12 protein-coding genes are annotated in these 11,737 nt (G+C 71.3%); 6 read left to right on the top strand and 6 right to left on the bottom strand.

Annotated features, from left to right (window positions below):
* Positions 1–1,669, bottom strand: a 1,669-nt coding sequence (locus E1292_RS46350; protein WP_181958409.1) for an AfsR/SARP family transcriptional regulator, incomplete at its 3' end; no start/stop codon positions are given.
* Between the two features lie 413 nt (positions 1,670–2,082).
* Positions 2,083–2,685: a TetR/AcrR family transcriptional regulator gene (locus E1292_RS46345; RefSeq protein ID WP_132606174.1), complete on the bottom strand. Its 603-nt coding sequence runs from the start codon at positions 2,683–2,685 to the stop codon at positions 2,083–2,085.
* Positions 2,686–2,929: 244 nt separating this feature from the next.
* Here E1292_RS46345 and E1292_RS51945 point away from each other — a divergent pair, with 244 nt between their 5' ends.
* The 3 genes from E1292_RS51945 to E1292_RS46335 all read left to right on the top strand — a co-directional run bounded on the left by E1292_RS51945 (position 2,930) and on the right by E1292_RS46335 (position 3,794).
* Positions 2,930–3,085 (top strand): MFS transporter, encoded by a 156-nt coding sequence (locus E1292_RS51945; RefSeq protein ID WP_165975107.1) that lies wholly within the window; start codon positions 2,930–2,932, stop codon positions 3,083–3,085.
* Between the two features lie 91 nt (positions 3,086–3,176).
* Entirely contained in the window at positions 3,177–3,602 is a 426-nt protein-coding gene (locus E1292_RS46340) for a hypothetical protein (RefSeq protein WP_132606173.1), read from the top strand.
* 51 nt (positions 3,603–3,653) lie between these two features.
* Positions 3,654–3,794 (top strand): transposase, encoded by a 141-nt coding sequence (locus E1292_RS46335; RefSeq protein WP_132606172.1) that lies wholly within the window; start codon positions 3,654–3,656, stop codon positions 3,792–3,794.
* Positions 3,795–3,960: 166 nt separating this feature from the next.
* On the opposite strand, the gene E1292_RS46330 is transcribed toward E1292_RS46335, so the two are convergent.
* On the bottom strand, positions 3,961–4,641 hold the full coding sequence (locus E1292_RS46330) for a DUF899 family protein (RefSeq protein WP_132606171.1): 681 nt from the start codon (positions 4,639–4,641) through the stop codon (positions 3,961–3,963).
* Between the two features lie 497 nt (positions 4,642–5,138).
* Between E1292_RS46330 and E1292_RS46325 the strand changes: the two genes are divergently transcribed.
* Both E1292_RS46325 and E1292_RS46320 read left to right on the top strand, forming a co-directional pair.
* Positions 5,139–6,254: an SDR family NAD(P)-dependent oxidoreductase gene (locus E1292_RS46325; protein ID WP_132606170.1), complete on the top strand. Its 1,116-nt coding sequence runs from the start codon at positions 5,139–5,141 to the stop codon at positions 6,252–6,254.
* Positions 6,255–6,587: 333 nt separating this feature from the next.
* Positions 6,588–7,943 (top strand): FAD-binding oxidoreductase, encoded by a 1,356-nt coding sequence (locus E1292_RS46320; RefSeq protein WP_132606169.1) that lies wholly within the window; start codon positions 6,588–6,590, stop codon positions 7,941–7,943.
* A gap of 33 nt (positions 7,944–7,976) precedes the next feature.
* Here E1292_RS46320 and pdxR read toward each other — a convergent pair whose 3' ends face one another.
* The 3 genes from pdxR to E1292_RS46305 form a co-directional block, all read right to left on the bottom strand.
* Positions 7,977–9,428, bottom strand: coding sequence for a MocR-like pyridoxine biosynthesis transcription factor PdxR (pdxR, locus tag E1292_RS46315; RefSeq protein WP_132606168.1), 1,452 nt, complete (start codon positions 9,426–9,428; stop codon positions 7,977–7,979).
* Positions 9,429–9,616: 188 nt separating this feature from the next.
* Positions 9,617–10,036 carry a hypothetical protein gene (locus E1292_RS46310; protein WP_132606167.1) on the bottom strand — a complete coding sequence of 140 codons (420 nt, stop codon included), beginning with the start codon at positions 10,034–10,036 and terminating at the stop codon, positions 9,617–9,619.
* Between the two features lie 93 nt (positions 10,037–10,129).
* Positions 10,130–10,912 (bottom strand): AfsR/SARP family transcriptional regulator, encoded by a 783-nt coding sequence (locus E1292_RS46305; RefSeq protein WP_132606166.1) that lies wholly within the window; start codon positions 10,910–10,912, stop codon positions 10,130–10,132.
* A gap of 250 nt (positions 10,913–11,162) precedes the next feature.
* On the opposite strand from E1292_RS46305, the gene E1292_RS46300 reads away from it, so the two are divergent.
* The coding region (locus E1292_RS46300) for a serine hydrolase domain-containing protein (protein WP_132606165.1) at positions 11,163–11,737 on the top strand (575 nt) is incomplete at its 3' end.

The raw sequence follows: 11,737 nt of genomic DNA, 5'->3' as shown, positions 1-11,737 counted from the left end.
GCGTCAGATGGGTATAAGAGACAGGGGTGTGGGCGGGCAGGCCGAGCAGGCCGAGCAGGGGCAGCAGCTGGGCGGCGTCCTGGCCGGTGGGTTCCTCGTGGAGGTGGTCGTGGCTGACCGCGACGCTGGCGCGGACGGCCAGGTCGGCGTACTCCAGCACGTCCAGGCGGCGGGTGGCGTCGGCCAGCCGCACTTCCAGGTCGGACAGGGTCCAGTCGGGGCGGGCGGCCAGGCGGGCACCGGCGATCCGCAGGGCGAGGGGGAAGCCACCGCACAGGCGGACGATCCGCTCGGCCGACTGCGGTTCGGCGCGTACCCGGTCGGGGCCGGCCAGCCGGGACAGCAGGGCGGCGGCGTCGGCGTCGTCCAGGATGCCCAGGTGAAGGTGGCGGGCGTTGTCCAGGGTGGCCAGCGGGTCCCGGGTGGTGATCAGGACACGGCAACCGGGGCCGGCGGGGATGAGCGGGCGGATCTGGCGGACGTCGCGGGCGTTGTCCAGGATGACCAGCAGGTTGCAGGTCGCGGTCAGGGAGCGGTAGCGGGCGGCGGCCTCGCCGGGGTCGGCGGGGACGGCGGCGCCGTCCAGGCCGAGGGAGCGCAGCAGGTGGCGCAGGGCCTGGGCCGGGGTCAGCGGGTCGAGCCCCGGGGTGGATCCGTGCAGATTGAGGTAGATGACGCCGTCGGTGAATCGGGCGGCCATGGCGTGGGCGACGTGGACGGTCAGGGCGGATTTGCCGATGCCGCCGGGTCCGTCGATCACGGTGATGGCAGGCGCGTGGGTGGGTCCGCCGGCGGGGCCGAGTGCGGTGCGCAGGCTGTGGATCTCGGAGGCGCGGGCGGTGAAGTCATGGGCGTCGGCGGGCAGTTCGGCCGGAATGTACGGTTCGCTGACCGTGACCTGCTGGGCCGGGGTGGTCAGGTCGAGGGCGGGATCCTTGATCAGGACGGCCTGATGCAGGCGGCGTAGTTCCGCGGCGGGTTCGATGCCGAGCTCGGAGATCATGATCCGGCGGGTGTTCTGGTAGACGGCGAGCGCTTCGGATGGGCGGCCGGCGCGGTGCAGGGCGAGCATGAGCTGGGCGGCGGGGCGTTCGCGCAGTGGATGGGCCCGCACGTGTACGGCCAGGTCGGCGGCCACCGCGTGGTGGTCGCCCGCGGCGAGGCGGAGATCGACATGGTCTTCCAGGACGGCGAGGTGTTCCTCTCCCAGGCGGGTGGCTTCGATTCGCGCCCAGGGGGCGGTCAGTCCGGCCAGCGGCTCGCCTCGCCACAACCGCAGGGCTGTGCGGAACAGGGCGTCCGCGGCGGCCCCGCCCCCTTGCGCCTGAGCGGTGCGGGCGCGTTTCGCCAGGCGGGTGAACAGGTGCGCGTCGATGTGGTCGGGTTCGAGCGCGAGCCGGTAGCCGCCGGGTACGGTCTGGATGATCTCGACGGCGTGCGGTCCGAGGGTTTCACGGAGCTTGGAGACCACGATATGGAGCTGTTTGGTCGCGGTCGACGCGGGGCTGTCTCCCCATACGTCGGCGAGGATCCGCTCGGCGTGTACGGCCTGCCCGGCGTCCAGGGCGAGCCTGGCCAGCACACCGATTCGTCGTTGCCCGGCGAGCCGGACCGGTTCGTCGCCGGCCAGGACCTGCCACGGGCCGAGGAATCTGATCTCCAGCGCCATGCGGAGCGCTCCCATCCTTCTATGGAGTCGGCTTCGTACCAAGATGATCGGTGCTCATTCGCGGCGACGACGGATGGAACGCCGTCTTCACGCGAATGACGTGTCTTGATCCACATATGCATGTCTAGACGTGCAGACTTACATGCGACTTGCAATCCGGTTCGCCGGGTCGCCGATCGCCGGCGGAGACCACGGCAGGCTTGGACATCGGACAGCCCGTGCAAGGCTTGCTGCACGCCCTGGTCCGTGAGGTGCTGTCCGACCCACGCTTCACCGTCCGCCGGATGCGTCAGCTCAGCGGCCCTGCGCAAGTCCGCTTCCGGGCACGTGGCCTTCGGTCATGAGCTCCCCCGCATGGCCTTGCTTGTGCGGAGGGGCCTGCCGAGGCGGCGGCGGATTGCTACTCGATGCTCTTACTCGGACTTGAGCGCGGCCAGCAGGGTCTTTTCGAGGATCTCGCCGACGGCCTCTGTGGCCAGTCGCCCGGCGGCGGCCTCGTCGGCGGCCGCGTGCAGCAGTGTGTAGACGGTGGTGACCAGCCACTCGACCGGCAGGTCGGTACGGAAGGCCCCCTCCGCCCGGCCACGGGCGACGAGTCGTTCGACATGGGCCATCGGCCGATCGTGGCGGCGGCGTACTTCGTCGGCGGGCAGGGCGCGCTGCGCGGCGGCGTGCAGGCTGCCGAACCGGCTGAGCAGCGGCCAGCAGGACCGGATCATCCGGGCCAACGCCTCGGCGGGCGGCCCTTCAGCAGGTGAGGCGGCCTCGATGATGCGGGTGCTCTCGGCGATCGTCTCGGCGAGAACGGTCCTCAGCAACTGCTCCCTGGACGGGAAATGCGCGTACAGGGTGACCCGGCCCAGACCGGCGGCCTTGGCGATGTCGGTCATGCTGGCGTCCGGGTCACGGGCGAAGGACTCGGTGGCCGCGGCGATGATCGCCACGATGTTGCGTTCGGCGTCGGCCCTTTTGCGCGTCCCGGCCTTCCGGCCACCGCGGTCTGTGGTGTGCGCCATCTCTCAAGCGTAGAAGGTAGTCGAACAACCCTGTTCGACTTATGATGAAACGCGTACACATCTGTACGACTTCTGCTGGCGGGATTCCGGCGTCATCACCATCCCTCCAACCGCCAGAAACGGAGTGCCCGATGTCTCATCCCTCGCCCGCGCGGCCCGCCGCCCAAGCCCGCGGCCCCGGCACAACCGCGCCGCTGGGCGAGGCTCGCGCTGATCAGCGTGGCCGGCTCATGTTGATCCGCGCGTGACCGCGGTGAACGTCGCCCTGCCCGAGATCGGCGCCGATCTGCGGCTGGACCGCACCGCGCTCACCTGGGCGATCGCCACCTACACGCTGTTCTTCGGCGGGTTGATGCTGTTCGACGGACAGCTCGCCGATCTTTCGGAACCCGCCGGATGATGCTGCTGGTTCCCGCACGCCCACGGAAAGCACCCGACAGAGCGCCGGTTCCGACCGTCACCGCAATGCCGCAACCACGGGAGAAACAAAGATGGAACTGGGGACCGACACCAGAGTCGTCCTGCTGGCGGCTGGGCTGATCTTCCTGTGGGCGTTGGCGCTGGGCGTGTGGAAATACAGGCAGATGGCCGGGTCCGAGGACCACCTGGCCCATCCGTACGTGGACACGGCCCACCGTGCCGCTCTCCTCTACTCGTTCGCCACCCTGCTGGTCGCCACGTTTGTCGAGTTCAGCGGCTGGAACGCGATCGTGAACCTGCTGTCCGCCGGGGCGGTCGTGCTGTTCTTCGTCGGCGCGATCGGCACGTACGTCTATCACGGCTGGCGCCGCGACACCGACAACCAGCTTCGTGACCAGGTCGGTGGTACCACCGCATTCATGGTCGCACTGATCATCGCCGAGATCGGCGGTTTCACCGTCCTGCTCCTCGGCTTCGTGCGGACGCAACTGCTCTGAGTCGCAGGCCACCAGCCAGTGCAGAGAAGGAGGAGGTTCGCGCGATCCTCGATGTGCTCGCAGGCGGGCCTGACCCCGCGCCACCGCGAACCGGACACCGAGCGTGCCCGCAGCCACATCACCAAGCCAGGCCCGCCGATCCTGCGCTGGGCGTTGATCGAGGCCATCCAGCGCGTCACCAAGACCAGCTGATCGGCCACCTCGGGGCCGCCTCGAGGCCGCCATCATCGCCCGGCGCCAGCGCCCTCGTTATTGACCCCGCCGGTTCACCCGCGCACCCCACCTCACGCCTGCCCTCCGCAGCCAGCGGGGAATCCGGCGACAGGTTGGACACCTGCCGAGCCCGACTGGTCGAAGGTCAGTAGTCGAGGTGCGGGTACCAGGCGCCTCGGCCGTGCGGGGTGAGGTCGAGGAGGTGCCAGACAGGGGCGAGGAGGTCGATGCCGCGCTCGTCGATGTCGTCGGCCATGCGGGGATGAGCGGAGTAGAAGTGGCGGATCGCGCCGTCGCCGTCGCGGGTGAAGACGGAGATGGTGGAGTCCTGTCCGCCTTCCTTGTCCTCGCTGCCGAGATCGTACTTGAAGGTGCTGTCGCCGCAGCTCAGCAGCCGCAGCCGGCGCCAGCCGCGGTTACGGGCGTGCTGCCGCAGGGCGGGCAGGTCGGCTGCCGCGGCGACGGCGAAGTCGGCGTTCCTGGCGACGTGGTGGGCGATGCCGTTATAGCCGTCGATCCACAGGGTGCACATGGGGCACGGATCGGTCTGCAGCTTGCCGTACATGAAGTGGTAGACGATCAGCGGGCGGTCCTGCGCGGTGAAGAGCCCGCCGAGGGAGACCTCGCGGACCGGGGCGTCGCCCGCGTCGAGGTCGGTGGGGCCCTCGATGAAGACGTAGTCGTCGACGGGCGGCCCCTGCGGGAGCGCCCGTCGCTGGGCCGCGATCTTCTCGCGGTGGCGCATGAGCTCGATCTCGGCCAGGCGCAGTTCCTCGCGGGCGGCGAGGTAGTCCGCCGATTCGCCGGCCAGTCTTGTCTGCCGCATAACGTCCTCCTGGGGCAGCGATCCCTGGTGGTCCCGGTCCGGATCCGCGGGTTTACCCGGCTCTTCGAGTCTACGGCGGTTGCAGGGCTCGCCGACAGCTGACCTGGCCCTCCACTCGCCGGGCTGACCGGCCCGCCTTCCCCAAGGCAAAGGACAAATAGGGCACCACTCGCGTAACGCCCTCTCAGGGCCGCACGATAGGCCGATGGGACCTGGGTCTACATCCGCGGTTGGCTGGAGTTCGCCGGCGATGCGCGACAGCGCGCGTTCCGCCGCCTCGTCAATGCCGCCGAAGACCCCGGCCAGGCCGCCCCACTACCCGCCGCTGCGAGCTGTAGCGGCCGAAGCACGCCTGCTCTTGGCGCGGCACGCCGGCTGACCCGTCTTGCGGGCCGGGGCACCGCTCTGCATGCTCCTTCGCGCCGAGATTGACCTTCACACCGATGTGACACCTTAACGTCCCGATGGCCAGTCATCATCCAGCTGAGGAGTCGGTAATGCCGGGAGCAGTGGTCATCGGAGCCGGTCCAGGGATCGGAGGGTCGGTCGCCCGGCGGTTCGCCCGGGAGGGCCTGCCGGTCGCGCTCATTTCACGGAGCGCCGGAACGCTCGCCAACGTGGCCGAAACGGTTTCGTCCTTCGGTGTGCCGGTTGTGTCGCTGACCGCCGACAGCACCGATGAGACGGCGCTGCGCGCCGCCCTCGACGCGGCGTCAGATGAGCTGGGCCTTCCCGACGTCGTGGTCTACAACGCGGCGATCATCCAGCCGGACACGCCCGGACAGCTGCCGGCACGCGCCCAGTTGGACGCCTGGGCGGTCAACGTGGTGGGCGCGCTCACCGCCGCCGCCCACATCGCGCCCGCGATGGCGCGGCGCCGGAGCGGTTCGTTCATCATCACCGGCGGCATGCCCGAACCGAAGCCGCAATATGTCAGCCTCTCGCTCGGCAAGGCCGGCGTGCGAACCCTGGTCACCCTCCTCGACCAGACATATGGGCCCTCCGGCGTCCACGTGGCCAGCGTCACCGTCGCCGGTGCCGTCGCACCAGGTACAGCCTTCGACCCCGACGACATCGCCGAACACTACTGGCGGCTGCACAGCCAGCCGCGACGCCAATGGCAACGGGAAGTCCTCCACAGCGGCCTGAACGTCCCCGCCGGGGAAGCCGCCACGGGTGGCACCGCCCCGCATGCTGGCGGCGATCAAACGACCGGCATCACGGGAACCGGGCGTCCGGACGCGAGCACGGAACCCACCGCGTACGGCGTCATCGCCGAGCTCTTGGGCCACTGGAAGAGGGCCTTCGACGACCATCGGACGGCAGACCTAGTCTCGCTGTTCACCGATGACGCCCTGTTCCAGGGCATCAGCCCGCGGCTCATGGTCGGCCCGGCCGAAGTCGCCGGGTACTACGACAACGTTGCCGAGGGCACGGTAGCGACCGTGGAGGTGCTGCGGGCGAACACGCTGTGCGACGGGATCGTGGGCGGGTTCGCGGATGTGACCTTCACCGCTCGCACCGGCGAGACCTTTCCCATTCGTCTCTCCGTCGTCGCCCAGCGTTTCGAGGGCACCTGGCTGATCCGTCAGTATCAAGCCGCGGCGCGCTGACGCGACCCACACCCGGGTGCCCGGCGCGCTCAGCCCTCCGCACTCGCCGACCAGGCGATCACACGCCCAGCGGTGACGCCGCACAGCAGCCGTCCGCTGTGGTGGCCGCCGCCCACCGGTGGCCGTTCTCCGACGAGATGGGAGGGCGCCGAAAGAGGCACGGCTGTCCAGACCCCGATCCAAAGGCGTCCTGAAGTGACAAGCTCCCCGGGAAGGCGTCAATACCGGGGGCGGACTCGATGAGCAGGTCCTCGGCCGACCGGAAATTGGTCCTCAATCGGCCCGCAGGATCGGCCCTTATCGCATGTACCAATTCCTGCCAGGCTGAGGGGCATGACAACGACAGCGACCCGCTTCGACGGCCGGCTCCTCACACCTGGCGACGCCGGCTACGACACCGCCCGTACTGTCTGGAACGCCATGGTCGACCGGCGTCCACGCATGATCGTCCGCGCGGCGGGCGTCGCCGACGTGGTCGCCGCCGTGCGGATGGCCCGGGAACTGGACCTGGAGATCGGCGTGCGCTGCGGCGGCCACAACGTCGCCGGCTTCGCCGTGCCTGACGGCGGTCTCATGATCGACCTGACGCCCATGGGCGGCGTGCGGATCGACCCGGCCCGCCGCCGAGCCCGGGTGCAGGGCGGCGCGCTGCTCGGTGCGCTGGACCGGGCGTCCCAGGCCTACGGCCTGGCCACCACCGCCGGCAACGTCTCACACACCGGCGTCGGCGGGCTCACGCTCGGCGGCGGCATGGGCTGGCTGGCCCGCCAGTACGGCTTGGCCTGCGACAACGTCGTCTCTTACACGATGGTCACCGCCGAGGGGGACGTGGTGACCGCGAGCCGCACCCACAACCCCGACCTGTTCTGGGGCCTGCGCGGCGGTGGCGGCAACTTCGGCATCGTCACCGAGTTCGAGTTCCAGCTGCATCGCACCGGCACGCGGACGCTGGTCGCCGAGTTCGACTTCCGCGCCGAGGACGCCGTCCCGGTCATCGAGGGCTGGCGCGACCTGAACGCCGTCGCGCCCCGGCAGGCGACGTTCACCGCCAGCGTCGGCAGCGGCCCCGCCGGCCCGATCGCCACGTTGGGGTTCGTGTGGGTCGGCGACCCGGCCGAGGGCCGCCGGCTGCTCCCCGCGATGCGGGCGCTCGGGCGCCCCGTCGCGTCACGGGTCACCACACCGTCGTACCTCGAACTCCAGCGGCGCGACGACTCCACCGGCGGTCACGCCTACCGCCGCTATTCCAAGGGGCACTACCTGCGGCGATTCCCCACCGCGGCGATCGAGGCGTTCCTGCTGCGCGGCGGCGCCGACCTGAGCGCGAGCCCGTACCTGCCGGGCGTCGGCCTGCAGGCGCACGGCGGCGCGATCGCCGATGTCCCGGAAGCAGACGCGGCGTTCAGCCACCGCGGCACGATGTTCGAGTTCGGTGCCGGCTCCCGCTGGACCGACCCGGCCGAGGACGACGCCAGGATGGGTGCCGCCCGCGCCGCCGGCGCGTCGCTGGAGCCGTACGCGAGCGGGGTGTACGTCAACTCGTTGACGGCCGACGAGCTGGCCGACGGGCAGCGCGGCGTACGGCGGGCGTACTCGGCCGCCAAGCTCGCCCGGCTGACCGCGGTGAAGACCGCGTACGACCCGGCCAACGTGTTCCACCTGAACCAGAACATCCGCCCCGCCCACTGATGCATGCCCCGGACGGGCCGCCGGCGCAGCGGGTCAGGCCCCGCGTACTTCCCGGATGGCCTTCGCCAGCAACGCGACCCCCTCGGCGATGGCGCGCTCGCCGAGGATGGCGTAGCCGAAGATGAGGCCGCCCGGTCCGGTGCCGGCGATCCGGTACGGGCCGACGCCGTTGACGCCGAGCCCGTGCCGGGCGGCGGCCGTCACCACCGCCGCCTCCTCGAGGTCGGGCGGGAGCCAGGCGACCACGTGCTGCCCGGCGGCGATCCCGGCCGGTTCCAGCTCGGGCAGGTGAGTGCGCAGGGCGTCCAGCAGCGCGTCGCGGCGGCGGCGGTACACCGGACGCATCCGGCGCAGGTGGCGGTCGAACTCGCCGCGCGCGAGGAAGTCCGCGAACGTCAACTGGTCGATGACCGGCGAACCTCGGTCGGCGAGCACCTTCGCCGCGGCGACGTCGGCGACCAACCGGGGAGGCACGACCAGCCAGCCGAGCCGCAACCCCGGCGCGAGCGTCTTGCTGGCCGTACCGCAGTAGACGACATGATCGGGCGCCAGGCCCTGCATGGCGCCCACCGGCGACCGGTCGTAGCGGTACTCCGCGTCGTAATCGTCCTCGACCACGAGCGCGCCGCGGCGCTTCGCCCAGCGGATCACCTCGGCCCGCGCCGCAGCCGACAGCACTCCCCCGGTGGGCCACTGGTGCGACGGCGTGAGCACGACCGCATCGGCGTCGGAACGATGCAGCGCATCGACCTGAACGCCCTCCGGACCCACCGGGATGCCGACCACGTCCAGACCGGCGGCCCCGGCCAGCACCCGGACGTCGTCGTTGGACGACGGGTCTTCCAGCGCGATCCGCCTGGCGCCGTGCCGGACGAGCACCTGGATCAGCAGCGAGATGCCCTGCCCATAGCCGTTGCAGATCACCACGTTGCCCGGGACGGACGATGTGCCGCGCACCCGGTTGAGGTAGTCGCACAGGGCCTCGTGCAGTTCCGGAACGCCACGCCCATCGAGGTAGGCTAACCGGTCGTTGGGCGCGGTGGTGAGCACGGTACGGACCGAGCGCAGCCAGGCGGCCCGCGGGAACTGCGACACGTCGGTGCGCCCGTACCCGAAGTCGACCCTGAAGCCGGCTCCGCGCGCGGCCGGTCCCGCTGCCGGCCGCGCCGTCGAAGCCGCAGCGCCCGCGCCGGCGGCGGCCGGCGGCATCGACGCGGCGACCTGGGTGTAACCGCCGGATCGGCTGGCGAGGTAGCCCTCGGCGACGAGCTGCTGGTAGGCCTCCACCACGACCCCGCGGGAAACCCCGAGGCCGGCCGCGAGGGCGCGGGTGGGCGGCAGCGACGCGCCCGCCCGCAACCGGCCGGCCTGGATGCCTGTGCGGATGGACGCCTCGATCTGCCGGTGCAGTGCCATCCCGGCGTCGCGGTCCAGTTCGATGAGCAGGTCCTCGGCCGGCCCGGATCCGGTCCTCAATCGCCCCACACGATCGGACCTTATCGGCGTGTGCCCATTCCTGCCAGGCGGTGTCCTGCCGCCGGGGGACGGGGCACGGCACGAGGAAGGGCTCCGTCCCGTGGCGGGACGGAGCCCCGGTGACTTGGGAGTCACGGGCCGGGCGCCTCACCCCTCGCGCGCGGGGCGAGGCCCCTGGTCAGCCGGTCACGGAAGGATCAGTTTCCGCCACCTCCGCCGCCACCGCCACCGCCGCCGCCAGGAGCGGGAGTGGTCGGGCTCGGCGTGGGCTTGGGCCGGGTGCAGCTGTGGAAGCCCTCGTTGTAGCCGTCGCGGAAGCCGCGCCGGTAGGCGCCGGCGCCGGAGGTCTGCAGGTCGTGGTCCCTGCCGGAACGGCAGTCGTTGCGGCCGTCGGCGAAGCCGTCCCTGCGGCCCTGGTTGTAGCGGCGCCTCTTGGCCCTGCGCCGCGGCGGCTGCGCGAGTTCCTCGGTGGCGCTGTGCATGGTGGTGGAGGTCGTCGCGGTGAGGTTCTGGGCGATGGACGCGGCAGAGGCGTCCGAGGCAACGGCCGGTTCGACGGCCAGTGCGGCGATGAGCGCTGGACTGAGCAGCAGTACGCCTGCTTTGGAGCGCTTCATGCTTCCCCCTTTTTCTGCGGTCGCCGGGCCTGGCGTGACGGTCGATGCCGTCGCCGTGGTCCGGCGTCTTCCGACAGCGTGGCGAATGCCTTCTCACCGGCCCGTCATGCGGGCGTTACCGGGCCGTGACGGGGTCCGTATGAGGGGAGGGCGGTCAGCGAGCAGATGCGCGACCCGCTCGCGCAAGCGGGGCGTCGGCGTGATGCCGAGTTCGTCGCGCAGATTCTGTTCGAACGCCTGGAAGTGACGGAGCGCCTCCGCCTGGTTACCCTCGGCCAGATGCGCGTCCATCAAGGCGGCGTAAGCGCTTTCCCGCAGTGGTTCGGCGTGCACGGCCACGCCCGCCGCCGCCACCGCCTCGGCGAAACGCCCCGCCCGCAGGAACCACCCCGACAACGCCTCCAGCGCGTGCAGGCGCAACTGGTGCCATTCGTCCGAGGCGGCCAGCACCCACTCGTCGTACCAGCCGGGCAGCAGGCCGTCCGACAGCACCTCGATCGAGCCGGCGCACACGTCGCCGTCCTGCGGGGGCTCCAGCGGGTCCAGCAGGCGCCGCGCCAGCGACCTGGCCTCGTCGAGATCCACTCCGACCTCCGGGCACAGCCCGAGGCCGCTCGAGTCGACGCGCAGCAGCCGCCGGCCGTCCCCGTCCAGGCGGGCCAGCGCCGAACGCAGGCTGGCCTGCGCCCGCCGCTCCGGCGCCCCCGGCCACAGCGCCGCCGCCATCACCGAGCGGGTCACCGTGTTCCTGCTGAGCGCCAGGTACGCCAGCAGGCGCTCCGATCCGCTGGACAGCACGATTTGCTCGTCACCGGCCATCAGCCGGAAACCACCGAGGAGCATGAGAAAGTAGGCACGCGGGCCGCTGTCCGCCATCTCCGGTCCCTTCACTGTGCGGGATCAGACTCATCCGTGGGGGACCAGACCATCGGTCTGTTGCACACCCTACCTGCGGCGATAGCACCGAACCGGTAGAAAATCGTCGGTGCCGTCACGAAATTTCGGCAACGCGGACACCCGGCCGCGCACGCCCTCCGGCGACGGAGACCCTGGTGGCGGGCCCCGGCGGACGGTCAGGGCGAAAGGGCCCGACCCGGCCCGCGCGCGGCGGCTAATCTTGTCGCCCATGACGCAGGTGGGACACAGGACGGCACGGGCGCTGCTGCGCAGGCTCGCCGTCGAACAGGCCGAATGCAGGGTGCCGTCGCTGACGGCCGCGATCGTGCGCGACGGCGCGACGGCATGGTTCGGCGGGCGGGGCCGCGTCGACGGCGCCGCGCCGACCGCCGCCACCCAGTACCGGCTCGGATCGATCACCAAGAGCATGGTCGCCGTCGTCGTCATGCGGCTGCGCGACGAAGGCGCGCTACGGCTGACCGACCCGCTGCACGAACACCTGCCCGGCGCGCCGCTGGGGCACCTGACGATCGCCCAATTGCTGTCGCACACCGCCGGCCTGACCGCGGAACCGCCCACCGACTGGTGGGAACGCACCCCCGGCGTGCCCGCCGCCGAGCTGATGGCCCGTCTCGGGCCCGGCGAGCTCAAACACCGGCCGGGCCGGCGCTTCCACTACTCCAACGTCGGCTTCGCGCTGCTCGGCGAGCTCGTCGCCCGCCTGCGCGGCATCACGTGGCTCAAGGCGGTACGCGCCGAGGTGCTCGACCCGCTCGGCGACGGCATGCCGGTGGAGGGCATGGA

The sequence above is a fragment of the Nonomuraea deserti genome (genome assembly GCF_004348685.1).
Lineage (GTDB): Bacteria > Actinomycetota > Actinomycetes > Streptosporangiales > Streptosporangiaceae > Nonomuraea > Nonomuraea deserti.
The sequence above is the reverse complement of the archived record's forward strand: the minus strand, read 5'-3'. Positions and strand labels throughout refer to the sequence as shown.